The organism is Streptomyces coacervatus (assembly GCF_029223485.1).
Classification (GTDB): domain Bacteria; phylum Actinomycetota; class Actinomycetes; order Streptomycetales; family Streptomycetaceae; genus Streptomyces; species Streptomyces coacervatus.
The window spans coordinates 56,257-81,440 of record NZ_JARHTP010000003.1 but is presented as its reverse complement, the minus strand read 5'-3'; the positions used below and the strand labels follow the sequence as shown (position 1 = coordinate 81,440).

The 25,184-nt window shown below is 71.6% G+C and carries 21 protein-coding genes and 1 riboswitch; of the genes, 5 read left to right on the top strand and 16 right to left on the bottom strand.

The genetic code is table 11. The features are described from left to right. The 4 genes from P2Q00_RS07890 (at position 1) to P2Q00_RS07875 (ending at position 3,919) form a co-directional block, all read left to right on the top strand. Positions 1-834: an amino acid ABC transporter permease gene (locus P2Q00_RS07890; protein ID WP_275770899.1), complete on the top strand. Its 834-nt coding sequence runs from the start codon at positions 1-3 to the stop codon at positions 832-834. Then, a complete protein-coding gene (locus tag P2Q00_RS07885) occupies positions 831-1,625 on the top strand; it encodes an amino acid ABC transporter ATP-binding protein (protein WP_275770898.1) in 795 nt (264 codons plus the stop codon). Before P2Q00_RS07890 ends, P2Q00_RS07885 begins: the two co-directional genes overlap by 4 nt. Positions 1,626-1,734: 109 nt before the next feature. Next, positions 1,735-2,826, top strand: a complete 1,092-nt coding sequence (locus P2Q00_RS07880) for an amidohydrolase family protein (RefSeq protein WP_275770897.1) — start codon at positions 1,735-1,737, stop codon at positions 2,824-2,826. A 163-nt stretch (positions 2,827-2,989) separates the two neighbouring features. Beyond that, the gene (locus P2Q00_RS07875; protein WP_275770894.1) at positions 2,990-3,919 is read left to right on the top strand and encodes an SCO1860 family LAETG-anchored protein; all 930 of its coding nucleotides are present in this window, start codon (positions 2,990-2,992) and stop codon (positions 3,917-3,919) included. Positions 3,920-4,042: 123 nt separating this feature from the next. Here the strand turns inward: P2Q00_RS07875 and cobC are convergent, their stop codons facing one another. The 6 genes from cobC to cobM are packed head-to-tail and all read right to left on the bottom strand — an operon-like array spanning position 4,043 to position 10,381. Next, positions 4,043-5,116, bottom strand: a complete 1,074-nt coding sequence (gene cobC / locus P2Q00_RS07870; RefSeq protein ID WP_275770893.1) for an Rv2231c family histidinol phosphate aminotransferase CobC — start codon at positions 5,114-5,116, stop codon at positions 4,043-4,045. Beyond that, entirely contained in the window at positions 5,106-6,035 is a 930-nt protein-coding gene (locus P2Q00_RS07865) for a sirohydrochlorin chelatase (RefSeq protein ID WP_275770892.1), read from the bottom strand. The genes cobC and P2Q00_RS07865 overlap by 11 nt, the downstream gene beginning before the upstream one ends. Next, positions 6,032-6,634, bottom strand: coding sequence for a precorrin-8X methylmutase (locus tag P2Q00_RS07860; RefSeq protein ID WP_275770891.1), 603 nt, complete (start codon positions 6,632-6,634; stop codon positions 6,032-6,034). Before P2Q00_RS07860 ends, P2Q00_RS07865 begins: the two co-directional genes overlap by 4 nt. Further along, complete coding sequence (gene cobJ, locus P2Q00_RS07855) at positions 6,631-8,322, bottom strand: precorrin-3B C(17)-methyltransferase (RefSeq protein ID WP_275770889.1); 1,692 nt, start codon at positions 8,320-8,322, stop codon at positions 6,631-6,633. The genes P2Q00_RS07860 and cobJ overlap by 4 nt, the downstream gene beginning before the upstream one ends. Next, on the bottom strand, positions 8,319-9,566 hold the full coding sequence (cbiE, locus tag P2Q00_RS07850) for a precorrin-6y C5,15-methyltransferase (decarboxylating) subunit CbiE (protein ID WP_275770888.1): 1,248 nt from the start codon (positions 9,564-9,566) through the stop codon (positions 8,319-8,321). Before cbiE ends, cobJ begins: the two co-directional genes overlap by 4 nt. Beyond that, positions 9,563-10,381: a precorrin-4 C(11)-methyltransferase gene (gene cobM / locus P2Q00_RS07845; protein WP_275770886.1), complete on the bottom strand. Its 819-nt coding sequence runs from the start codon at positions 10,379-10,381 to the stop codon at positions 9,563-9,565. Before cobM ends, cbiE begins: the two co-directional genes overlap by 4 nt. A gap of 98 nt (positions 10,382-10,479) precedes the next feature. Between cobM and P2Q00_RS07840 the strand changes: the two genes are divergently transcribed. Next, positions 10,480-11,208, top strand: coding sequence for a ZIP family metal transporter (locus tag P2Q00_RS07840; RefSeq protein WP_275770885.1), 729 nt, complete (start codon positions 10,480-10,482; stop codon positions 11,206-11,208). An 11-nt stretch (positions 11,209-11,219) separates the two neighbouring features. Here the strand turns inward: P2Q00_RS07840 and cobI are convergent, their stop codons facing one another. The 10 genes from cobI to P2Q00_RS07790 form a co-directional block, all read right to left on the bottom strand. Further along, a complete protein-coding gene (gene cobI, locus P2Q00_RS07835) occupies positions 11,220-11,972 on the bottom strand; it encodes a precorrin-2 C(20)-methyltransferase (protein ID WP_275770883.1) in 753 nt (250 codons plus the stop codon). Beyond that, positions 11,957-13,390, bottom strand: coding sequence for a cobyrinic acid a,c-diamide synthase CobB (locus P2Q00_RS07830; protein ID WP_275770881.1), 1,434 nt, complete (start codon positions 13,388-13,390; stop codon positions 11,957-11,959). The genes cobI and P2Q00_RS07830 overlap by 16 nt, the downstream gene beginning before the upstream one ends. Next, positions 13,390-13,989 (bottom strand): cob(I)yrinic acid a,c-diamide adenosyltransferase, encoded by a 600-nt coding sequence (gene cobO / locus P2Q00_RS07825; RefSeq protein WP_275770879.1) that lies wholly within the window; start codon positions 13,987-13,989, stop codon positions 13,390-13,392. Before cobO ends, P2Q00_RS07830 begins: the two co-directional genes overlap by 1 nt. Next, entirely contained in the window at positions 13,989-15,986 is a 1,998-nt protein-coding gene (locus P2Q00_RS07820; protein ID WP_275770877.1) for a putative cobaltochelatase, read from the bottom strand. Before P2Q00_RS07820 ends, cobO begins: the two co-directional genes overlap by 1 nt. Continuing rightward, positions 15,983-19,636, bottom strand: a complete 3,654-nt coding sequence (cobN, locus tag P2Q00_RS07815; RefSeq protein ID WP_275770876.1) for a cobaltochelatase subunit CobN — start codon at positions 19,634-19,636, stop codon at positions 15,983-15,985. Before cobN ends, P2Q00_RS07820 begins: the two co-directional genes overlap by 4 nt. After that, positions 19,633-21,144: a cobyric acid synthase gene (locus tag P2Q00_RS07810; protein WP_275770875.1), complete on the bottom strand. Its 1,512-nt coding sequence runs from the start codon at positions 21,142-21,144 to the stop codon at positions 19,633-19,635. The genes cobN and P2Q00_RS07810 overlap by 4 nt, the downstream gene beginning before the upstream one ends. Continuing rightward, entirely contained in the window at positions 21,141-22,163 is a 1,023-nt protein-coding gene (locus tag P2Q00_RS07805; protein WP_275770873.1) for a cobalamin biosynthesis protein, read from the bottom strand. Before P2Q00_RS07805 ends, P2Q00_RS07810 begins: the two co-directional genes overlap by 4 nt. A gap of 101 nt (positions 22,164-22,264) precedes the next feature. Further along, a riboswitch (cobalamin riboswitch) is annotated at positions 22,265-22,404 on the bottom strand. Between the two features lie 179 nt (positions 22,405-22,583). Continuing rightward, positions 22,584-22,811 carry a hypothetical protein gene (locus P2Q00_RS07800; RefSeq protein WP_275770871.1) on the bottom strand — a complete coding sequence of 76 codons (228 nt, stop codon included), beginning with the start codon at positions 22,809-22,811 and terminating at the stop codon, positions 22,584-22,586. A gap of 34 nt (positions 22,812-22,845) precedes the next feature. Next, the gene (locus tag P2Q00_RS07795; protein ID WP_275770870.1) at positions 22,846-24,093 is read right to left on the bottom strand and encodes an inorganic phosphate transporter; all 1,248 of its coding nucleotides are present in this window, start codon (positions 24,091-24,093) and stop codon (positions 22,846-22,848) included. Positions 24,094-24,246: 153 nt separating this feature from the next. Beyond that, positions 24,247-24,996 carry a lysozyme gene (locus tag P2Q00_RS07790; RefSeq protein ID WP_275770869.1) on the bottom strand — a complete coding sequence of 250 codons (750 nt, stop codon included), beginning with the start codon at positions 24,994-24,996 and terminating at the stop codon, positions 24,247-24,249. Positions 24,997-25,184 lie beyond the last annotated feature (188 nt).

Genomic DNA, 25,184 nt, shown 5'->3' with positions numbered 1-25,184 from the left:
ATGGCCGACACAGACGTACAACTCCAGCCCCGCAAAAAGGGCCTGACCCGGCGTCAGAAGCGCAGCCTGTCCCGCGGCGCGCAGTACGTCGTCTTCGTCGCCGCCGTGATCGCGTTCGCGGTCTCGGCCGACTGGGGGCGGCTGAAGAACCAGTTCGCGCAGGGCAGCATCGCCAGGCAGATGTTCCCGGACGTCATCACGCTGGCGCTGAAGAACACCGTGCTGTACACCCTGTCCGGCTTTGTCGTCGGGCTGGCGCTCGGCATGGTGATCGCGCTGATGCGGCTGTCGTCCGTGGGCCCCTACCGCTGGCTGGCCGGCATCTACATCGAGATCTTCCGCGGTCTGCCCGCCCTGCTGATCTTCATCTTCATCGGGGTCGCCGTCCCGCTGGCCTTCCCCGGCACGGAGATCGTCGGCGGCACGTACGGCAAGGTGGCCCTCGCGCTCGGCCTGGTGGCCGCCGCCTACATGGCCGAGACGATCCGCGCGGGCATCCAGGCGGTGCCCAAGGGCCAGCTGGAGGCGGCCCGTTCACTGGGCTTCTCACCGGCCCGCGCCATGATCTCGATCATCATCCCGCAGGCGTTCAGAATCATCCTCCCGCCGCTGACCAACGAGCTGGTCCTGTTGTTCAAGGACTCCTCCCTCGTCCTGTTCCTCGGCGTCACCCTGGAGGAGCGCGAACTGTCCAAATACGGCCGTGATCTGGCGAGCCAGACCGCCAACTCCACGCCGATCCTGGTCGCCGGCCTCTGCTATCTGCTGGTCACGATCCCGCTCGGTTTCGTCGTACGCCGTATGGAGGCGAAGGCCCAGGAGGCCGTGAAATGAGCGAGAAGCTTCCGACCGGGCGCCCGGAGATCGAAGTACGCGACCTGCACAAGTCCTTCGGCGACAACAAGGTGCTGCGCGGCATCGACCTGGCGATCGGACAGGGCGAGGTCGTGTGCGTCATCGGCCCGTCGGGTTCGGGCAAGTCGACGCTGCTGCGGTGCGTGAACCTGCTGGAGGAGCCCACCAAGGGCCAGGTGTTCGTCGGCGGCACCGAGCTGACGGACCCCGATGTCGACATCGACGCCGTACGCCGCCGTATCGGCATGGTCTTCCAGCAGTTCAACCTCTTCCCGCACCTCACGGTGACCGCCAATCTCACGCTGCCGCAGCGCCGGGTGCTCGGGCGCGGCAAGGCGGAGGCCGCGAAGGTGGCCGCCGAGAACCTGGAGCGCGTGGGCCTGTCGGAGAAGGCGGACGCCTACCCCGCCTCCCTCTCCGGCGGCCAGCAGCAGCGCGTGGCGATCGCGCGCTCGCTGTCGATGGGCCCCGAGGTGATGCTGTTCGACGAGCCGACGTCGGCGCTCGACCCCGAACTGGTGGGGGACGTACTCGCCGTCATGCGCATGCTCGCCAACGAGGGCATGACCATGATGGTCGTGACCCACGAGATGACCTTCGCGAGGGAGGTCGCCGACAGGGTGGTCTTCATGGACGGCGGCGTGATCGTGGAGGACGGCACCCCGTCCCAGGTCATCACCAACCCGTCCCATGACCGCACCCGCCATTTCTTGTCACGGCTCCTGGACCCCGCGATGGCAGAAGTAGAGGGCGAGGACACCGCCCCTTAAGGGGCGCGGGGCTGTATCGATATGCGGCTCCGCCGCGTGGGCGCGACAAGCCCCCACTAACCCGCAGCCGACAAACAACCCGCCGAACGCAACGCATATCGTGCAGTACATGAGCGATCAGGCGGTGCTGCACGTAAAGGGACGGGTCCTCGTCGGCCCCGACGACCTACGGGACGAACTCTGGGTCGTAGACGGCCGCGTCACCTACGCCCGCCCAGCCCGCGCACGCGACATCCGTACCGTCGAAGGCTGGGCCCTCCCCGGCCTGGTGGACGCCCACTGCCACGTGGGCCTCGGCCCGCACGGCCCGGTCGAGCAGGACGTCGCCGAAAAGCAAGCGATGACCGACCGCGAAGCGGGCACCCTCCTCATCCGCGACGCCGGCTCCCCCTCCGACACCCGCTGGGTCGACGACCGAGAGGACCTCCCGAAGATCATCCGCGCGGGCCGCCACATCGCCCGCACCCGCCGCTACATGCGCGGCTACGCCCACGAGATCGAACCGGCGGACCTCGTCGCGTACGTCGCCCAGGAGGCCCGCCGCGGCGACGGCTGGGTGAAGCTGGTCGGCGACTGGATCGACCGCGACCTCGGCGACCTGGCCCCCAGCTGGCCGCGGGACGCGGTGGAGGCGGCCATCGCGGAGGCCCACCGCCTCGGCGCCCGCGTCACCGCGCACTGCTTCGCAGAGAACTCCCTGAAGGACCTGGTCGAGGCCGGCATCGACTGCATCGAGCACGCGACCGGCCTGACCGACGACCTGATCCCGCTCTTCGCCTCGCGCGGCGTCGCGATCGTCCCGACCCTCGTCAACATCGCGACCTTCCCGCAGCTCGCCGACGGCGGGGAATCCAGGTTCCCGCAGTGGTCGGCCCATATGCGCCGGCTCCACGAACGCCGCTACGACACCGTGCGGAACGCCTACGACGCCGGTATCCCGGTCTACGTCGGCACCGACGCCGGCGGCCACCTCGCCCACGGCCTGGTGGCGGGCGAGGTGGCGGAGCTGGTCACCGCCGGCCTCCCGCCCGTCGAGGCGCTGTCGGCGACGACGTGGGGCGCACGGAAGTGGCTCGGCCGGCCCGGGCTGGAGGAGGGGGCCCCGGCCGACCTCGTGGTGTACGAGCAGGATCCACGGGCCGATGTACGTGTACTCGCGGCCCCTCGGCGGGTAGTGGTCAACGGGAACGTCGTCGGTTAGAGGCGATGCGGCGGTGAAAGAGTGGACCGCCTGTGCCCGGTGATTCGAAAACGTTCACGGGGAACACACGATGGGGTGAAGTGGCATTGGAATGCCGTCAGTTCACTCCTGGTGCGCAATTCTTGACGGGTCCCGAGCAAGAATCCTCTGAGGGGTCCCCACCTTGAACGGCAAGAACTTCCGCATGCCCGCACGCCGTCTCGCCACCGTCGCGGCGGCCACGGCCCTCGCCGCCGGTCCCGCGGCGCTGGCTGGCGCGGGCTCCGCACACGCGACCGGCGACCAGGGCCGCGCGAGCGCCGTCGTCCTGCGCACCGGGCTCGACGTGTCCCTGCTCAACAAGACCGTGAACGTCCCCCTCGCGGTCTCGCTCAACCAGGTCGAGGCGCCGCAGAGCGCCGAGAAGACGGCGCTGACCGCCAAGCTGGACGGCGTGGACGGCGGAAAGCCCTTCAGCGTGCTGGACGCCGAGGCGGCGAAGTCCGGTGCGAGCGTCACCTCCGGCAGGGCCGAGGGCTACACCAGCCTTGCCCACGCCAAGGTGCACGTCCCCGGCCTGCCGCTGCTGTCCCTCATCGAGCTCGACCAGGTCACCTCGAAGGCGGTCTGCGAGGCCGGCAAGAAGCCCGTCGCCGCCGCGAACCTGGGCGGCTCGGTGACCGTCCTGGGCAAGAAGGTCACCCTGACGACCGGCGGGACCACGGAGGTCAAGGCGCCCGGCATCGGCGAGGTGCGCCTCGACCTGTCGAAGACGGAGACCACGTCGCGTACGGCGGCCGCCACCGCCCTCGAACTCAAGGTCTCCGTCAACCCGTTGAAGCTGAACGTGGCCGACGTCGAGGGCACCCTGACCCTGGCGGAGGCGACCTGCGAGGCGCCGGCGGCGGCCGGCCAGCCGTCGGCGACGCCCGGCGATCCCGCGGGCGGCTCCGGTGCCTCCGCCGCCTCCGGTGGCGCCAAGGCGCAGGGCGCGGAGAGCGGGCTCGCCGAGACCGGTGGCAGCTCCATGACGCCGTACATCGCGGGTGGGGCGATCGCCCTGGTCGTGGCGGGCGGGGGAGCGGTGGCGCTGGCGCGGCGGGGCCGGAGCTAGGCGCTCCGCTGGGGTGCGGGGATGGGCCGTCTTTTGTGTGCGGGTTCGTTGTGGCTGGTCGCGCAGTTCCCCGCGCCCCTTGAGGGGGGCTGCCGAACCGCCTGGCCAGCGGTTCGGCAACGGTCAGTGACGTGTTGACGTCAGGGTCAGTGCCTGGTCCAGCGCCTGTAGGAAGGTGTTGACCGTCGGTCGGTCCCGTACCGCCAGGCGTAGCCACTCCTCGCCCAGGCCCGGGAACGTGTCCCCGCGGCGTACCGCGAAGCCCAGATCGCGAAGGTGCCGGCGCACTGCGGTCGCCCGAGGTACTCGTACGAGGACGAAGGGGCCCTCGGCGGGCTCCGTCACCCGCAGTCCGTCCGAGGCGAACTCGCCGAGGCCGGCGACGAGATGGGCCCGGTCGGCGGCGATGCGGTGCGCCGCGTGTGCCGCCTCCGCCAGGGCCTGCGGCCCCATGCAGGCCTCGGTGGCGGTCAGCGCGGGTGTGGACACCGGCCACAGGGGCTGGGCGCGCCCCAGGTCGGCGATCGTCTCGGGGGCGGCGAGGGCGTAGCCGATCCGGAGTCCGGCCAGCCCCCAGGTCTTGGTCAGGCTGCGCAGGACGACCAGGCCCGGTACGTCCGTGCGGCCGGCCAGTGCCTCCCGTTCACCCGGCACCGCGTCCATGAACGCCTCGTCGACGACCAAGGTCCGCCCGGGGCGGGCGAGTCGGGCGATGGACGCGGCGGGGTGGAGGACGGAGGTCGGGTTGGTCGGGTTGCCGATCACCACCAGGTCCGCGTCCTCGGGGACCGCCGCCGGGTCGAGGCGGAAGCCGTCCTCCTCGCGCAGCAGCACCCGGTCCACCGTGTGGCCCGCGTCCCGCAGTGCCGCCTCCGGCTCGGTGAACTGCGGGTGGACGACGACCGGTCGACGTACCTTCAGGGCGCGGGCCAGCAGGACGAACGCCTCGGCGGCGCCGGCCGTCAGCAGCACCCGCTCCACCGGGAGCCCGTGCCGGGCCGCCACCGCCGCCCGCGCGGCCCGTCCGTCCGGGTAGGCGGCCAGGCCGGTCAGCGACTTGGCGATACGGTCCCGCAGCCAGGCCGGGGGTGTGTCCGCGCGGACGTTGACGGCGAGGTCGATCAGCTTCGCCCCGTCGTCCCGTACCTCGGCGTCACCGTGATGCCGCAGATCATGGGAGCTTCGGTCAGTGTGCATGGGCGTGTCCGCCGTGGTGGTGGTGCCCGTGGTGGTGATGGTGGCCGTCGTCGTCCGGGTGGAAGTGCGGCTGCTGCGGCAGACCGACCTTGTCCTCGAACCCGGGCAGCGCGATCCGGTACACGCACGAGTCGCAGTTCATCCGCAGGTCGCCCTTGACGGCCTCCTCGTACCGCTCCATCACCAGGTCGAGCAGCTCCGGCTCCGGACCGATGACGTCCGCGGACCGCACCTCGACCTCCGGGTGTGCGGCCGCCCAGCCCTCGGTCTGCTGCTTCACCCGGTCCGGCAGGATGCCGGTGAAGAGGAAGTAGGGGAGGACGACGATCCGCTTGGCGCCCAGCTTCACGCACCGGTCCAGGCCGCTCGGTACGTCCGGCGCCGCCAGCGACACGAACGCCGTCTCCACGCCCGCGTAACCGCGCCCCTCCCACAGCAGCCGCGCCGCCTTGTGCACCTCGGCGTTGGCGTCCGGGTCGGTCGAGCCGCGTCCGACCAGCAGCACGGTCACGTCCGCCCGGTCCTCGGGCGTGCGGGCGGCGGAGCCGAGCGCCTCGTCAAGGCGCCGCTCCAGGACGGAGAGGAGGGAGGGGTGCGGGCCCAGGGGGCGGCCGTAGGTGTACGAGATTCCGGCGTGCCGCTCCTTCTCGCGGGCGAGGGCCGCCGGGATGTCCCCCTTGGCGTGCCCGGCGGACACCAGCATCAGCGGGACGGCGGCGAAACGGCGTACGCCCCGCTCCACCAGCTCGGTGACCGCCTCGCCCAGCGGCGGCGGCGAGAGCTCGATGAAGCCGCCCGCGACGGGCAGTTCGGGGTGGCGGCGGCCCAACTCCCGTACGAAGTCGCGGAACGCCTCGGCTCCGGCATCGTCCCGGGTGCCATGACCGGCGATGAGCAGGGCGGGCGGCGGGGTGGTCACGAGGTCTCCTCGGTGAGTGAATCGGGTGGTGAAACGGGGTGGTACAGCAGGGCGTTGAGCGCGGCGGAGGCGACCGCCGAACCGCCCTTCTCGGACACGTTGCTCACCGCGGGCAGCCCGCTCTCGCGCAACGCGGCCTTGGACTCGACCGCACCGACGAAGCCGACGGGCAGGCCGATGACGAGCGCCGGGGCGGCATCCAGGGTGAGCAGCTCCTCCAGCGCAGTCGGCGCGTTGCCGATCACCCAGAGGGCACCGGGCCCGACCTGCTCGTACGCGAGTCGTATGGCGTGTGCCGAACGCGTCAGTCCGGGGCCGGCCACGGCGTTCCTGAGCCGGCAGACGGTCTCGCGTCGCGTGATCCCGGCCGCCACCATCTCCACGTCCACGACCACCGGCGCACCGGCGTGCAGCGCCGCATGCGCCTTCTCCAACTCGCCCTCGTCCATGACGAGATCGGTGGCGTAGTCGAGGTCGGCGGCGGAGTGGACGACCCGTTCCACCACCGCCCGGGTCAGCGGCGGGAAGTGCGAGGTGTCCAGGCGGGCGCGCAGGCGCCGGTACGACTCGACTTCGATGGGGTGGACCACACGGTTCACCTGGTGCCCTCCTGCCAGCGATAGCCGCGCGGCGTCACCATGCGGCCCGCGATGTCGCGGGTCGCCGTGTTGCCGACGGTCACGACCGTCATCATGTCGACCGTCGCCGGGTCGAGCGCGGCCAGGGTCGTCAGTCGGCTGGACTCGTCCGGCCGCGACGCGTTCCGTACGACTCCGACCGGCGTCGTCGGCTCCCGGTGCCCGGCGAGGATCGCGAGCGCCTTCGGCAGCTGCCAGTCCCGGCCCCGGGAACGCGGGTTGTAGAAGGTCACCACGATGTCCGCCTCGGCCGCCGCGCGCACCCGCCGCTCGATGACCTCCCACGGGGTGTGCAGGTCGGAGAGGCTGATGGACACATGGTCGTGGCCGAGCGGAGCGCCCAGGATCGCCCCGGCCGCGAGCGCCGCGGTGACGCCCGGTACGCCGATCACGTCGATGTCGTCGGAGGCCTCGGCGAGCGCGGGGGAGGCCATGGCGTACACGCCCGCGTCCCCGCTGCCGATCAGCGCGATCGACTGTCCCTTCCGCGCCTCGGCCACCGCGGTCCGCGCCCGCTCCTCCTCGGCGCCGAGCCCCGACTCCAGGATCCGGGTGCCGGGCCGCAGCAGGTCGCGGATCTGGTCGACGTACTGGTCGAGGCCGACGAGCACGGAGGCGCGCCGCAGTTCGGCCGTGGCGCGCGGGGTGAGCAGATCGCGGGCGCCGGGACCGAGCCCGACCACCGCGAGCCGCCCGCGCCCGGGGCGTCGTACGACGGCGCAGGTCGCCATCGACGCGTGCCCGTCCGCCCGGTCCGACTTCCGCTTGGGGACGAGGAGTTCACCGCCGCGGGCGAGCGCGGCGGCCTCGGCGACGGAGGGGGTGCCCACGGCGGCGAGCGGGGCGTCGGAGGGGTTGGGGACGTCCACTGCCGCCAGCTCCTCGGCGGAGTACGTCACTACGGGCACCCCGAGCCGGGCAGCAGCCTCGACGATGCCGGGCTCGTCGCGCTTGGCGTCCACGGTGGCGAACTCGGCGACGCTGCGAGGGGACAGCCCTGCGTCCCGCAGCGCGCCCTCGACCAGCCCGAGCACTTCGTCGGCCGGGGCGCCCTTGGACGCGCCGACGCCGATGACGAGGGACGGGGGACGCAACAGCACCTCGTCGTCGCCGGGTTCGACCACGCGGTCCGTCAGCCGGACGGTGCGCGTGCCCTGCGCGGCGAACGGCAGCGGCGGCAGCGGCCACGCCACCTCCGCGTCCAGCACGACCGGCTCCCCGTCCAGCAGAGCCCGCGTCACGCCCGCGACGTCGCCCTCCACGGGGAACCCGAGCGTGTCCAGCCCCGGGATGCCGACGGCGTCCGTCGCGGTGGTCACCACGGGCTCGGCACCCAGCAACTCGCCCACCCGCTCGGCGAGTTCATTCGCACCGCCCCCGTGCCCGCCCACCAGCGACACGGCGAACCGCCCGCCCTCGTCGACGCACACCACACCGGGGTCGGACGCCTTGTCGCCGAGCAGCGGCGCGACGAGCCGTACGACGGCACCGGTCGCCAGGAAGCACACGAGCTGCTCGCACTCCGCGAACGCGGCTCGTACGGCGTCCTTGACGGGACCGTCGTACACGCGCGTGCGGTCCGGCCACGCCGCGGCCAGCCGGTCGCGTGCCGCCGCCCCCGCCGCGGTGGCGGAAATGAGGCCGATCACTGAGCAACTCCTTCTTGGGATACGGGGGTTCTGGTCCCCCACAGCAGGAAAACCGGATTGGTCGCCGCCAGCCGGGTCACGTCCCCCGGCAGCGGTGCGAGCCGCGAGGACTGCAACAGCACGCCGGCGCAGTCGAACCCGGCGCCGTCGAGCGCGGTGCGCACCGCGGGCACCCGGTCCAGCGCGGCCATGGCGACCACGACCGTCCGCCGGGCCCGCCGCGCGCACACGTCGACGATGCCGGGCAGCTCGCGCCCGCCGCCGCCGACGAACACGGCGTCGGGATCGTCGAGTCCGGACAGCGCCGCGGGCGCCTCGCCGTGCACCACGTGCACGTCCACGCCGTGCGCACGGGCGTTGGCGCGGATCCGCTCCACCCCGTCCGCGGCCTTCTCGACCGCGCTCACGGCGGCGCCCAGCCGCGCGCACTCCACGGCCACGGAACCCGAGCCGGAGCCGACGTCCCACACCAGGTCGCCGGGGCGCGGCCCGAGCCGGGCCAGGGCCAGCGCCCGTACCTCGAACTTGGTGATCATCGAGTCGCGGTGCGCGAAGTCGCCCTCGTCCAGCGCCCATTCGGCGGGGCGTACGGCCCCCGCGAGTGTCCGTACGGGACCCGGCGCCCGCGTCTCGTCCAGGCACAGGACGACACTCACCGCCGTACCCCAGTCCCGGCGCGCGGCCTCGGCGGGGGAGACCCGCTCCAGCCGCTCGTCCTGCGAGCCCAGCGCGGAGGCGACGACGAGGACCCGGCCGGGTGCGGTGCGGGCGAGCGCGGCGCCCAGTTCCGCCGGGCCCGCGCCGGGCCCGGTCAGCACCGCCACCTTCGGCTGCGCCCGGCACATGTTGACGGCCGTCCGCGGATCCCGCCCGTGCGCGCTGACGACGACCGCGTCGTCCCAGGTCAGCCCCAGTCGTGCGAAGGCGGTGGCGACGGAGGAGACACCGGGCCGGACATCGAGCCGATCCGCACCGAAGCGCTCGGCCAGCGCCCGCACGATCCCGAAGAACCCGGGGTCGCCCGAGGCCAGCACGACCACGCGCCGGTCCTTGGCGACGTACTCCTCGACGGCGTCCAGGGCGGGCGCCAGCGGCCCGAGGACGATCCGCTCGGCGCCCTCGGGCAGCTCCTCCACAGCCTCCAGATGCCGCCGCCCGCCCACGACGAGCTCGGCCCCTGCCACCGCGTCCACGGGGACCGGCGCCCCCGTCCCCGTACCGACGACCGTGATCGGGCGACTCACGTACTCGCCCCCCGCTCGCGCAGCGCCCGACGGGCCTCCGGGTCGGCCTTGCGGTAGCCGTGGAAGTGGCCCGGGTGGTACAGGTGCGAGCGGGTGCCCTCGGCGTCCAGCGCCGGGCCGACCAGGAAGAGGGTGTGCTTCCAGAGCTTGTGCTCCTTGACCGTCTCCTCCAGCGTCCCGATCGTGCACCGCACGACCAACTCCTCGGGCCAGGTCGCCTGGTAGGCGACGACGACGGGAGTGGAGGTCGGATAGCCGCCTTCGAGCAGCTCCCGCACGAGCTGCCCACTACGAGCCGCCGACAGGAAGATCGCCATGGTGGTGCCGTGCTTGGCGAACTCCCGCACCTCCTCCCCGGGCGGCATCGGCGTCTTGCCGCCGCCGAGCCGGGTCAGCACGACGGACTGCGCGACCTCCGGGATGGTCAACTCGCGCTGCGCCAGCGCGGCGACGGCCGAGAACGCGGAAACACCCGGCACGACCTCCGTCTCGATACCGATCCGCGCACACCGGTCGAGCTGCTCCTGAGTACCGCCCCACAGCGCGGGATCACCGGAGTGGATACGGGCGACCCGCAGCCCGTCCCGCCGGGCCCGCTCGTAGACGGCGACGACGTCCTCCAGCGACATCGTCGCCGAGTCGAGGATCTCCGCGCCCTTGTGCGCATGTTCGAGGACCTCCGCCTGCACCAGGCTCGCGGCCCAGATCACGACGTCGGCCTCGGCGATGGCGCGCGCGGCACGGAACGTCAACAGGTCGGCGGCGCCGGGGCCGGCACCGACGAAGGTCACCTTGCCGGCGGGGGCATCGGCCATGGTTTCGGTCCTCTCTAGCAAAGCTCTGGGTCTTACGAGTCGTGTGGTTGTTGCCGCAGGACGTGCGCGAACGGGGGTTGATCGGATAGCAAGGGCCTATGGCGGTCTTCGTCGCGCTCGGCGCGTTCCTGATGACGCTGGCCGGCGGCTGGACGGCACAGCGTGTGACCGACCGCCGCCATCTGGTCCTGGGGCTGGCCGGCGGACTGATGCTCGGTGTGGTCGGCCTGGATCTGCTGCCGGAGGCGCTCAAGGCGGCGGGCGAAGAGGTCTTCGGCGTACCGGCGGCCCTGCTCCTGTTCGTGACCGGATTCCTGCTGGCCCATCTGGTGGAGCGCCTGCTGGCCGCCCGCCAGGCCGCGCACGGCGGGGAGGAGAGCAACGGCCGCGCGCCCGAGGTGGGTCTGACGGCGGCCGCGGCGATGGTCGGTCACAGTGCGATGGACGGCGTGGCGATCGGCGCGGCCTTCCAGGTCGGCGGGGGCATGGGCACTGCGGTCACGCTGGCGGTGGTCGCCCATGACTTCGCGGACGGCTTCAACACGTACACGATCACAAGCCTGTACGGAAACGCCCGCCGCAAGGCCCAGATCATGCTGTTCGCGGACGCGGTGGCGCCGGTGGCCGGCGCGGCCTCGGCGGCCTTCGTCACCATCCCCGAGGGCCTGCTCGGAGGCTACCTCGGCCTCTTCGGCGGCGTACTCCTCTATCTCGCCGCCGCCGAGATCCTCCCCGAGGCCCACCACGAGCACCCCGCCCGCTCGACCCTGCTGTGCACGGTGGCCGGGGCGGCGTTCATCTGGCTGGTGGTGGGCCTGGCCGGATGATCCGGCGCCGGTCACAGCTTGCCGCCCCGCCCGCCGTCGCGCGGTGCGGGCGCGATGAGCGTGGAGAGGTAGGGGAGCGGTTCGCCGTCGAGCTCGGAGGCCGGCCGGATGGACTCCGACTCCAGCCCGAGCGCCGACCCCCACACCGCATCGTCGATCCGCCCGGTCTCGCGCAAGGCCTCGGCGACCTCGCCGGCCTGCCGCCCGAACTTGTAGGCGACGACGGTCCCGGGCCCGCCGAGGGCGTCCTTGAGCACGGCGGCCCCGGCGGTGACGGGCACGAGGGTGAGCGGCTCGGTGCCTTCGGTGAGCACGGCACCGGAGCGCGCCGCGAGATCCTGCATGGCGGTGATGCCGGGCACGGTCTCCACCACGGTCCCGGGCACCAGCTCGGCGATGGTCTGCGCGAGATAGGTGAAGGTCGAGTACACGTTGGGATCACCGATGGTGGCGAAGGCGACGCTGCCGTGCTCGTTGAGGAGCTGGGCAACCCGAGCCCCGGCCGCATCCCACGCAGCTTCCCGCCGCCCACGATCGCTCCGCTCGTTCAGCGCGAACACGACCCGGACGACCTTCTCCGCGGGCACGTAGTGCAGGACGGTGGCCTCGGCTCTGCCGCGCTCCCCGGTATCCATGACCGGCACAACGACGACATCGGCGGCCCGCAGCGCATTGACGCCCTTGACGGTCACCAGCTCCGGGTCGCCGGGACCCACCCCGACCCCGATCAACCGACTGCTGCTGTTGCTCATGACGTCCGGCACCTCTCCACGAACCGACGGGCGACACCGGGCTCGGACGCCCAGTGCGTGTGCAGATAACTCGCGTGCACACCTTGTTGTACGAAACCTTCGACCCGCCGCGCAGGGGCGCGCACACCCCAGGCCGGAGCCGCCCCCGCCCCCGGCTCGACGACCGTCCGATGAAACTCGTGCCCCCGCATCCGAGTCCCGGCGGCCGCCAGCACACTGTCGCTCACGGCAACGGCGTCCCGATACCCGAGCGTGAGCCCCTCGCTCATCCGCGCACTCGCATCGAGCACCCCGCACATGGGCTGCCCGTCGAGCTCCCGGCACAGATACAGCAGACCTGCACACTCGGCGGCGACGGGAGCGCCGCTCTCGGCGAGGGCGGTGACGGCCTTGCGCAGGGATTCGTTTGCGGACAACTCGGCCGCGTACACCTCCGGGAAGCCGCCGCCGATGACCAACCCACGGGTTCCGTCGGGCAGTTGCTCATCGCAGAGGGGGTCGAAGGGGACAACTTCCGCACCGGCGGCAGTGAGCAGTTCGGCGTGCTCGGCATAGGAGAAGGTGAAGGCGGGGCCGCCGGCGATGGCAACTCTCACAGGTGAGCCTGGGGCGGCATTACCCAGCCCGTCCGGCGTTTGAGGACGAGGCCCTTCGAGCCGAAGCGGGGGTCTGGGGGCGGTAGCCCCCAGGACCTCAGCCGCATCCCAAGCCGCACACGACAACGCACCCGCGCCCCGCGCCAGCGCCAACAACCCCTCCAGATCGCACCCTTCAAGCACCTGCGCGGCCATCGCCGAGACCGCCTCGACCGCCTCAGCCCGCCGCTCGGCGACCGGCACCAACCCCAGGTGCCGCGAGGGCGTGTCCACCTGCGCAACCCGCCGCAGCACCCCCAGCACAGGCACCCCGGCAGAGTCCAAAGCGTCCCGCAGCAACTCCTCATGCCGATCCGACGCGACCTTGTTCAGAATCACGCCCCCGACCCGCACCTCCGGATCCCAGGACGCAAACCCATGCACCAACGCCGCCACGGACCGCGACTGCGACGACGCATCCACGACCAGCACCACCGGCGCCCGCAACAGCTTCGCCACATGAGCGGTGGACGCCAGTTCACCCTCCCCCGCCGCCCCGTCGAACATCCCCATCACACCCTCGACGACGGCGAGGTCACACCCCCGGGCCCCATGCAGGAACAACGGCCCGACCAACTCCGCCCCGCACAGATACGCGTCGAGGTTCCGCCCCACCCGCCCGGTCGCGAGCGCGTGATACCCGGGGTCGATGTAGTCCGGCCCGACCTTGTGCGGAGACACGGCGAGCCCCCGCGCGGCGAACGCGGCCATCAACCCCGTGGCAACGGTGGTCTTGCCGCTGCCGGACGACGGCGCGGCAATGACCAGCCGAGGGACGGACATGGACGACGACATCACCACTCGATACCCCGCTGCCCCTTCTGCCCCACGTCCATCGGGTGCTTGACCTTGGACATGTCGGTCACGAGGTCGGCGAAGTCGACGAGCTTCTCGGGCGCGTTCCGCCCGGTGATGACCACATGCTGGGTCCCCGGCCGATTCCGCAGCACGTCGACGACCTCGTCGGTGTCCACCCATCCCCAGTGCATGGGATAGGCGAACTCATCCAGCACATACAGCTTGTACGTCTCCGCGGCCAGATCCCGCTTGACCTGCTCCCAGCCCTCCCGGGCCTTCTCCTCGTTGTCCATCTGCGAGTCGCGCTGGACCCAGGACCAGCCCTCACCCATCTTGTGCCAGTCGACGCTCCCGCCCTCGCCGGAGGCGCCCAGCACCCGCAGCGCGTTCTCCTCGCCGACCTTCCACTTCGCCGACTTGACGAACTGGAACACCCCGATCGGCCACCCCTGGTTCCAGGCCCGCAGCGCAAGCCCGAAAGCAGCGGTCGACTTGCCCTTCCCGATCCCGGTGTGGACGACGACCAGCGGCCGGTTACGACGCTGACGGGTCGTCAGTCCATCGTCCGGTACGACACTCGGCTGCCCCTGCGGCATTACGCGGCCCTCCTCTTCGCCCCACCCTGTACATCCCTGACCAGCCCGGCGATCGAGTCCGCGCGCAACTCGTCGAGCGTCACCGCCGTCCCCCCGAGCTCACCCGCAAGCTGCCTGGCGAGCCCCAGCCGCACGGGCCCCGACTCGCAGTCGACGACCACCGAGGCGACCCCGTCGGCCGCGAACAGCCGAGCCGCCCGCCCGGCCAGCGCCACCGGCTCGGGCCCGCCCGTGGCCCGCCCGTCGGTCACCACAACCATCAGCGCCCGCCGCGCCGGATCCCGCAACCGCTCCACCCGCAGCACGTCGTGCGCGCGCAGCAGCCCGGCCGCGAGCGGCGTCCGCCCACCGGTCGGCAGCGACTCCAGACGTACGGCCGCCGCGTCCACGGACGAGGTCGGCGGCAGGGCGACATCGGCCGCCGCACCCCGGAACGTCACCAGCCCCACCTTGTCCCGCCGCTGATATGCATCCAGCAGCAGCGACAGCACGGCCCCCTTCACGGCACTCATCCGCTGCCGGGCCGCCATCGAACCCGAGGCATCGACCACGAACAGCACGAGATTCCCCTCGCGCCCCTCCCTGGTCGCCTGCCGCAGATCGTCCCGCCGCACCACCAGCCCCGGCCCCGACCGTCCGCGGGCCCGCTGATGTGGCGCGGCAGCCTGCACGGTCGCCGCCAGGTGCAGCTTGGTCAGCGTCCCCCGGGGCCGCCGCGCCCCCGTCGTTCGCCCGTGCTCGGTCCGCGCCCGCGAACGCCGCCCGGCGGCACCCTCACCGAGCCCGGGCACGCTGAGCACCTTGGTGCGGAAGGGTTCGGAGGCCCGTGCGGGGGACTGCTCGGCAGCTCCCGAGGCCTGCGGTTCGCCGCCCTCCCCGGCTTCCGGCTGCGCGCCGGTGTCGCCGCCCTGCGGGCCGGCGTCGGGCGACGGCTGCCCGCCACCTCCGCCACCGGGCCCGTTGTCATCGGGATCGGGATCGTCGTCGCCGGAGAACTCCTCAAGCGTCTCGTCCAGCTTGTCCTCGTCAAGTCCCGGAGCGTCGAAGGGATTACGCCGCCGCCGGTGCGGAAGCGCGAGCAGCGCTGCCTGCCGTACGTCCTCGGCGAGCACCTCGGTCCGCCCGGCCCAGGCGGCGAGCGCGGTCGCCGTACGCGCCATCACGATGTCGGCCCGCATACCGTCCACCTCGAAGGCGGCACAGGTCGCCGCGATCTGCCGCAGCGCACCGTCCCCGAGCCGCACCGACGGCAGCAACTCCCGTGCGGAGACAATGCGTTGACGTACGGCAGCCTCCTCGTTCGCCCAACGGGCGGTGAAACCCGCCGGATCGTCGTCGTAGGCGAGCCTGCGCCGTACGACCTCCACCCGCTGCTCCGGCTCCCGCGAGGCCGCGACCTCGACGGTCAGCCCGAACCGGTCGAGCAACTGCGGCCGCAGCTCGCCCTCTTCGGGGTTCATGGTGCCGACCAGAAGGAAACGCGCGGCATGCCGTACCGAGACGCCCTCGCGCTCGACATACGACGCACCCATCGCGGCCGCGTCCAGCAGCAGGTCGACGAGATGGTCATGGAGCAGATTGACCTCGTCGACGTAGAGGATCCCGCGGTGCGCATCGGCGAGGAGCCCCGGCTCGAAGGCCTTGACGCCCTCCGCCAGCGCCCGCTCGATGTCGAGGGCGCCGACGAGCCGGTCCTCGGACGCGCCGACCGGCAACTCGACCATCCGTGCGGGCCGCCCCGCACCCGGTGCGGCCTCGTGCGGTCCGTCCGGGCACGCGGGGTCCGGCTTCGCGGGGTCGCACGAGAAACGGCACCCGGCAACGACCGGGACCTCCGGCAACAGCGCCGAAAGCGCCCGTACCGCCGTCGACTTGGCGGTGCCCTTCTCGCCGCGCACCAGTACACCGCCGACCGCCGGCGACACGGCGTTCAGCAGCAGCGCGAGCCGCAGGTCTTCCTGGCCGACGACGGCCGTAAAGGGGAAGGGGGTGGTCACTGGTCGCCCTCCAAGTCGCCTTCCAGCTCCAGGTACGTGGCGCGCAGCCGCTCCAGCGTCTCCGCGTCCGGCTCCGCCCACAGCCCGCGCTCGGCGGCCTCCAGCAGCCGTTCCGTGATTCCGCGCAGCGCCCAAGGGTTGGACTTCTGCATGAACTCCCGGTTCTCCGGGGCGAAGACGTACTCCGCGCTGAGCTTCTCGTACATCCAGTCGTCCACGACCCCGGCCGTGGCGTCGTAGCCGAAGAGGTAGTCGACGGTCGCCGCCATCTCGAAGGCACCCTTGTAGCCGTGCCGCCGCATGGCCGCCATCCAGCGCGGGTTGACCACGCGGGCCCGGAAGACGCGGTGCGTCTCCTCGCCGAGCGTCCGCGTCTTCACCTGGTCGGGGGTCGCGGAGTCGCCGACGTACGCCTCGGGGCTCTCGCCCGTCAGATGCCGCACCATGGCGACCATGCCGCCGTGGTACTGGAAGTAGTCGTCGGCGTCGACGAGATCGTGCTCGCGGGTGTCGACATTCTTGGCGGCCACGGCGATCCGCTTGAACGCCGTCTCCATGTCCCCGCGCGCGGCCCGGCCGTCGAGCCCGCGCCCGTAGGCGTAGCCGCCCCACACCGCGTACACCTCGGCCAGATCCGCGTCCGACCGCCAGTTGCGGGCGTCGATCAACGGCAGCAACCCGGCGCCGTAGGCCCCCGGCTTGGAGCCGAAGATACGGGCCGTCGCGCGCCGCCGGTCGCCGTGCTGTGCCGTGTCCTCGTCGGCGTGGGCGCGCACGAAGTTCTGCTCGGCGGGCTCGTCCAGCTCGGCCACCTTGCGGACGGCGTCGTCGATCAGCCCGACGACATGCGGGAACGCGTCCCGGAAGAAGCCGGAGATACGGACGGTGACGTCGATGCGCGGGCGCCCCAGCTCCGCCAGGCCGATCATCTCGAAGCCGGTCACCCGGCGCGAGGCGTCGTCCCACACCGGCCGGCAGCCCAGCAGCGCCAGGATCTCGGCGATGTCGTCGCCCTGGGTGCGCATCGCGGACGTACCCCAGACCGTCAGGCCGACGGACTTCGGGTACTCGCCGGTGTCCTGCAGATACCGCTGGATGAGGGAGTCGGCGAGGGACTGCCCGACCTCCCAACTCAGCCTGGAGGGAATGGCCTTGGGGTCGACGGAGTAGAAGTTCCGGCCGGTCGGGAGCACATTGACCAGCCCGCGCGTCGGCGAACCGGACGGACCCGCCGGGACGTAACCGCCGTCGAGGGCCTTGAGGATATGGCCGATCTCGTCCGTCGTACGGGCCAGCCGGGGCACCACCTCGGTGCAGGCGAACTCCAACACCGCGACGGCGTCCGGGAGTTCGAGGCCGAGGACGTCACGGACGAGGGCGGGGCCCTCGGCCACGTCCCAGTGCCGTGCCTCCATGCCCTCGGCGATCCGCCGGCACAGCTGCTCCAGCAGATCGATGGCGTCGGCGGCCGTACGGGAAGGGCCCTCGACGAGATCGGTGAGCTCGACCGGCACCTTCACGGGCGCACCCGGCTCCGCCAGCAACTCCTTCTCCACCAGCCCGAAATGAGCCGCCAGTGAAGCCCGGAGCCCCGGCAGCGCATTCGCCTGCCCGCCCCACACCTGCGAGGCACGCAGCACGGCGAGCACCAGGTTCACCCGCGGCTCACCGACCGGCCCGCCACCGAGAATGTGCAGACCGTCCCGGATCTGCACGTCCTTGATCTCGCACAGATAGCCGTCGATGTGCATGACGAAGGAGTCGAAGTCGTCGTCCTCCGGCTGCTCGTCCACATGCAGGTCGTGGTGGAGCTCGGCCGCCTTGACCAGCGTCCAGATCTGCGCCCGCACGGCGGGCGCCTTGGTCGGGTCCAGGTCGGAGACGAGCGCGTACTCGTCGAGCAGCTGCTCCAGCTTGGCCAGGTCGCCGTAGGTGTCGGCACGGGCCATCGGCGGTACGAGATGGTCGACGACCGTGGCGTGCCCGCGCCGCTTCGCCTGGGTGCCCTCGCCGGGGTCGTTGACGATGAACGGGTAGATCAGCGGCAGCTCACCGAGCACGGCGTCCGGCGCGCACCCGCTGCTGAGCCCGAGTCCCTTGCCGGGCAGCCACTCCATCGTGCCGTGCTTGCCCATGTGGACGATGGCGTCCGCGCCGAACGAGTTTTCCAGCCACCGGTAGGCCGCCATGTAGTGGTGCGAGGGCGGCATGTCGGGGTCGTGGTAGATCGCGATCGGGTTCTCGCCGAAGCCGCGTGGCGGCTGGATCATCACGACGACGTTCCCGAACTGGAGGGAGGCGAGGACGATGTCCTCCCCGTCGACATACAGGTTGCCCGGCGGCTCGCCCCACGCCTCCAGCATCCCGTCCCTGAGCTCCGGGTCGAGCTTGTCGAACCACGCCCGGTAGTCGGCGAGCGGCACGCGCGCGGGCGCGGCGGCCAGCTGCTCCTCGGTCAGCCACTCCACGTCGTGACCGCCGGCCGCGATGAGCCGGTGGATCAACTCGTCGCCGTTGTCCGGGTATTCGGTGAGGCCATAGCCGGCTTCCTTGAGGGCGTCCAGGACCTGCACCGCCGACGCGGGTGTGTCCAGGCCGACCGCATTGCCGACGCGCGAGTGCTTGGTCGGGTACGCGGTGAACACGAGCGCGAGCTTTTTGTCCGCGTTCGCCTTGTGCTTCAACTGCGCATGCCGTACGGCGATTCCGGCGACCCGCGCGGCCCGCTCCGGGTCGGCGACGTACACGGGAACGTCGTCGGGACCCTGCTCCTTGAAGGAGAAGGGGACGGTGATGAGCCGCCCGTCGAACTCGGGGATCGCGACCTGCATCGCCGCGTCCATGGGCGACAGGGCGGCGTCCGACTCGTCCCAGGCGTCACGCGAGGACGTCAGACAGAGGCCCTGCAGCACCGGCACGTCGAGGTCGGCGAGCGCCCCGATGTCCCATGCCTCCTCGTCGCCTCCGGCCGACGCCTGCGAGGCGTGCGTGCCGCCGGCGGCGAGCACGGTGGCGACCAGGGCGTCGGTCCGGCCGAGGAGCTCGTACAGCCCGGCGTCCGCGCCGCGCAGCGAACCGCAGTACACGGCAAGGGCGTTGGCGCCCCGCGCCTCGATCGCGTCGCACAGGGTGTCCACGAAGCCGGTGTTGCCGCTCAGCTCATGGGCCCGGTAGAAGAGCACACCGACGGTCGGACGGCCCTCGACGAAGGGACGCTCGCCGTGGACGCCGTACTCGGGCATCTTCTGCGGCTCGACGAACCCCTCACCGGTCAGCAGCACCGTGTCGGACAGGAACCGGGCGAGCTCGGTGAGGTTGGCGGGACCACCCTCGACGAGGTACTTCAGCGCCTCCGCCACGACCCCGGCAGGCACGGACGACTCGGCCATCAACTCCGCGTCGGGGACGGCCTCCCCGCCGAGCAGTACGGTCGGGACACCGGACGCCCTGAGCGCGGCGAGCCCGTCCTCCCAGGCCCGCTTCCCGCCCAGCAGCCGTACGACGGCGATGTCGGCGCCGTCCAGGAGGCCGGGCAGCTCGTCCGTGACGTCGATGCGGGTCGGGTTGCCGATCCGGTAGTCGGCACCGGCAGCGGCCCGGGCCGCCAACAGATCCGTGTCGGCGGTCGACAACAACAACACTGTGCTCATGCGGGTGCTCCCGGTGGAATGAAAGGCAGTCCTTGCGGCGCGCCCGACTCGATGAGCCGCCACAGCGCGTCCGTGTCCGCGTGTTGTTCGATCAGATCGCCGAGCCGGTCGAGCTGCTCCTCGCGCAGCGCGGCGAACGAGGTGTCGGGGGCGGGTATGAAGCGACGGCCCGCGGCGGCCGCCACCTCGCGCAGAAAGGCCCGCCGGAACCCGTCCGACTCCAGCGAACCGTGCCAGTGGGTGCCCCAGGTCTGCCCGACCCGGCAGCCGTCGAGGAAGGCCTCTCCGGCGGTTATGGAGGCGACCCCGTGATGGATCTCGTACCCCTCGACATGTTCGCCGAGGGCTTCTCCCACCGGCCGGGTGAGGGTCTTCTCGCGGGCGAACCGCACACGGACGGGGAGGACGGCGAGCCCGTCGACGGACCCCTTGCGGCTCTCCACCTCGTCCTCGATGTGCTCGCCGAGGACCTGGAAGCCGCCGCAGATACCGAGGACGGGCCGCCCTTCGGCCGCCCTGCGGACAAGGGCGTCCGCAAGTCCCCGCTCCCGCAGCCACTCCAGGGCCTTCACCGTCCCCCGGGTCCCCGGAACGACGACGAGGTCGGCGTCGGCGAGCTCCTCCGGCCGGTCCACGAACCGCACCACGACACCCGGTTCGGCGGCCAGCGCGTCCACGTCGGTGAAGTTGGACATGAGCGGGATCGCACAGACGGCGACCCGCAGCACGTCCTCGCCGACGGGCGGGGCGGTGTTCGACTCGCGCACCGTTCCCCGCAGGGAGACCCGCAGTCCGTCCTCCTCGTCGATGCCGAGACCGTGCCGGAAGGGCAGGACGCCGTAGGTGTGCCGCCCGGTGAGCCCGTGCAGCATGTCCAAGCCGGGCTCCAGGAGGCCGACATCCCCCCGGAACTTGTTGACGAGGAACCCGGCGACGAGCTCCTGGTCCTCGGGCGAGAGCAGGGCGACGGTCCCGAAGAAGGAGGCGAACACCCCACCACGGTCGATGTCGCCGACCACGAGCACGGGCAGCCGCGCGTTCCGCGCGATCCCCATGTTCACGATGTCCGTGCGCCGCAGATTGATCTCGGCGGGAGAACCCGCCCCCTCACAGATCACGGCGTCATACGTGCCCCGCAGCTCGGCGAGACAGTCGAGAACGGTGCCGAGAAGCTTCTGTTGCCGCCCCCCGTGATACCCGCGTGCGCTCAGCTCACCCACCGGCTTGCCCATCAGCACGACCTGACTGCTCTGCTCGCCACCGGGCTTGAGCAGCACGGGATTCATCAGCGCGGTCGGCTCGACCCGGCACGCCTGCGCCTGCATGGCCTGCGCCCGCCCGATCTCGGCACCCTCGCGCGTCACGAACGAATTGAGCGACATGTTCTGCGCCTTGAAGGGCGCCACCTTGACGCCCTGCCGCACCAGCCAACGACAGATCCCGGCGGTGACGACACTCTTACCGGCATCGGAGGTGGTACCGGCGACAAGAAGACCACGGCCGGTCATGACGCACGCCCCGGTTGCAACTGCTGTGGGCAGTCGTTCCGCAGGGCGGAACGGGTGGGCACAGCCTGCAGCCCCGGGCGCCTCGTCGCCCACCCCCGCAGCACCGCCCCAGCCGCACCGACCCCCAACGCCAGCCACCCCACCCGCCGCGACAACCGCACGGCACGCTCAATGTCCCCGACCTCCACCGCACGCCCCTCCCCGTTCAGCACAGGCCGATGCTCGACCCGCCCCCCATACGACAAGGTCCCTCCGAGCCGCACCCCCAGCGCCCCCGCGAACGACGCCTCCACAGGCCCGGCATTGGGGCTCGGGTGCTTCACGGCGTCGGAACGCCAGGCCCGTACCGCCCCTCGGGGGTCACCTCCGGCGACGGTCGCCAGTACGGCGGTCAGCCGGGCCCCCGGCCACCCCGCCACGTCGTCCAGCCGCGCCGAAGCCCACCCGTACCGCCGGTACTTGGCCGACTTGTGCCCGACCATGGCGTCGAGCGTGTTGACGGCCCGGAACCCGAGCAGCCCCGGCACCCCGCCGACGGCCCCCCACACCAGCGCCCCCACCACCGCATCGGACGTGTTCTCCGCGACGGATTCGACAACGGCCCGGGCGATCCCGTCGGCGTCGAGCGCCTGCGGATCCCGCCCGCACAGATGCGGCAGCCGGGCCCGGGCACCCTCGACATCCCCGGCCTCCAGCGCCCGCCCGATGCCACGGGCCTCGCGCGCAAGCGAAGTCCCGCCGACAACGGCCCAGGTGGCAGCGGCGGTCAGCGCGACGGAGGCGGCACGGGACGGACGTACGGCAGAAGCGACGGCGGCGCCGAGAGAGACGGCACCTCCCACGCACACGGCGGCGTGCAACGCCCCCCACCCGCGGTGGTCCCGCCACAGCACCCGCTCCACGGCACCCGCGGCCCGCCCGAACGCGGCGACCGGATGCCCGCGGCGCGGATCGCCGAGGAGGTGGTCACCGAGGAGGCCGGCGGCGGCGCCGTACGCGAAGGCGCGATCGGCACGCATCGGCTCAGCCGGCCGTGGGGTCGGGCAGCGAACGGGTGCTGGGCCTCAAACGGCAGGCGAGCATGGCGACATGTCCTCACTCAGGGTGTCCGCGCCCTGGTTCGACGAGACCGGCGGTGAGAGTTCCTGGCTCCCGGGGATTGCTACCCCGGTGACAGTGGCGGGACCGCGCCGGACTCTCACCGGCTTCCTCTCTTGCCGCCGTATATGGCTCCGGCAGTCCACCATGGCCCTGGAAGGGCCGTCAACTTGCCGTTGACCTGCGACGGGAGAGTGTGCTGAGGCCCACATACAGGGGGTCGCGGGGGTCACGGAAACGCGTGGTGCCGGGACGGATCACCGTCCCGGCACCAGGTGAGTGTCTCGGTTTCAGACCTCAGGTTTCAGACCTCAGGTCCAAGGCCTCAGGCTTTCAGGCTTTCAGGCTTTGGTCATGATCAGACTGATTCCGTACGCGACCGCCGCCGCGCAGGCCGCGAAGCACACATAGGCGCCGGTGACCGCGAGGGTCGCCGAGTTGCCCTGCGCCACGGCCCGTTCGCGGCGCGACAGGCCCATGATGCCGAGGGTGAACAGGGTCACGAGGCCCACCGTGACCGCGAGGCTGACGCCGAAGACGGAGCCCAGGGCTGCCCAGTCGATCTTCATGCTGCTTCTCTTCCTTCGTACCGGGTGGGCGGGCTCAGACGGCCGCGGCCGGCGGGGTCGCCGGGTCGGGGCTGGCGGTCGTGGCCGGGGCGGGGATCGTGGCCGTCAGGTCCTCGGTCACCGTGCCCGCGGGGGGCGGGGTCACGGCGGCGATCGCCGTGGTCACCACACCGGCCGGCTCCTCGGGCTCGTTGACGTTCGACGCGTCGACGACCTCGCGCCGGGAGAGCTTCCAGATGGCCGCGCTGGAGGCGATCAGGAAGACGGCGACGACGGCCGTGCCCCAGTCGCCGAGGTTGGTGACCGACTCGGCGAGCGCGCCCACCAGGGCCGCGGCCGGCAGCGTCAGACACCAGGCCACCAGCATGCGGGTCGCCGTCGACCAGCGGACCACGCCGCCCTTGCGGCCGAGGCCCGCGCCCATCACCGAACCGGAGACCGAATGGGTGGTGGAGAGGGAGAAGCCGAGGTGCGAGGAGGCCAGGATGACCGTGGCCGCGCTGGTCTGGGCGGCGAAGCCCTGCTGCGGCTGGAGTTCGGTCAACCCCTTGCCCATGGTGCGGATGATGCGCCAGCCGCCGAGCCAGGTGCCGAGCGCGATGGCGAGGCCCGCGGAGAGGATGACCCAGGTGGGCGGGTCGGAGTCGGGGGCGACGACGCCGCCGGCGACCAGGGCGAGGGTGATGATGCCCATCGTCTTCTGCGCGTCGTTGGTGCCGTGGGCCAGCGAGACCAGTCCGGCGGAGGCGATCTGGCCGGCGCGGTAGCCCTTCTCGGCGGCCTTGCCGTCGGCCTTCTTGCCGAGGGTGTAGGACAGGCGGGTCGCGAACATCGCGGCGACACCGGCCACGATCGGGGCGGCGAGCGCCGGGATGAGCACCTTGGTGACGAGCACGTCGCCGTGCACCGCGCCCATGCCGGCCGAGGCGATGGTGGCGCCGATCAGACCGCCCATCAGCGCGTGCGAGGAGCTGGAGGGGAGTCCGACGAGCCAGGTCAGCAGGTTCCAGAGGATCGCGCCGACCAGCGCCGCGAATATGACCTCGGGACGTATGCCGTTCTCGTCGACGAGACCCTTGGAGATCGTGTTGGCGACCTCCACGGAGAGGAAAGCGCCCACCAGGTTGAGTGCGGCGGACATGGCCACCGCGACCTTGGGCTTGAGTGCACCGGTCGAGATGGTGGTGGCCATCGCGTTGGCGGTGTCGTGGAAACCGTTCGTGAAATCAAACGCGAGTGCGGTGATCACCACAATCGCGAGGATCAGCGAGAAGTTTTCCATTTACCCAGGCAATCGTTCGAAGTCATCGGTCGGTTGACCGTAGGAAACCTGGGTGAACGGAAGATGAACTGAGGCGGTCTGCGCGGTGTCCGGATGAGGGGGCCGCCGGTCCGCCCGGTCCCGGCGGCCCCCTGGTCCCTTGGTGCCCCTTGGCTAGTAGCCCCGGGCGAACTTCCTCAGCTGGGTCTGCGACCCGTTGAAGAGATTCTGATCACCCGGCAGGCTGCCGCTGTTGCCGTACTGCCAGAAGGTCCAGAACGACCATCCGGCAGGCAGTGATCCCGCGTCCGCCGAGGTGTGGCGGGCGATCCACAGCGCATGGTTCGCGGCGAACGCGCGGCTGCCGCCGGTGCAGGTGTTCCACCAGTGGGTGGTCGTGTAGATCACCGGATGGCGTCCGGTGAGCCGCTTCACCTCGCCGCTGAACGACTTGATCCAGCCGACCATGCTCGCCTTGCTCATGCCGTAGCACTTGTGCTTGGCGCTGTACGGGTTGTATTCGATGTCGAGCGCGGGCGGCAGCGTCCAGCCGTCCGAGCTCCACCTGCCGCCGTTGCGCACGAAGTACGCCGCCTGCGTCCTGCCCGACGACTTGTTCGGCAGCGCGAAGTGGTACGCCCCGCGGATGATGCCGGCACTGCGGGCGCCGTTGTACTGCTGGCTGAAGTACGGGTTGACGTAGTTCGTGGATTCGGTCGCCTTGACGTAGACGAACCTGGCGCCCTTGGCCCTCGCGCTCGACCAGTTGACGTTCTTCTGGTGCGAAGAGACGTCGTGTCCCTTCGGCAGACTCGCCGCCGAGGCGGGAAGCTCGGCGAGAGCGACCCCTGTGGTGGTGAGTGCCGCCACGGTGACCGCGATGACGCGGGTGCGGCGGCGTAACGGTTTGCGATCACGAGCCATATTTCCCCCCGGAATGGCGACGTGCACGACAAAACAACGGGAGATTACTGGAAGATCGTCGGATGCTCGGTGATCTCAGGCCAAGCACGGAGAGAGGCGGATATGTACCTATATGTGCTCTTTCGGAGGCTCGGCTTCCGCCCTAAAGTGCCCCCGCCCGGCGGTGCGTTGAGGGTGCTCCTGGCAGG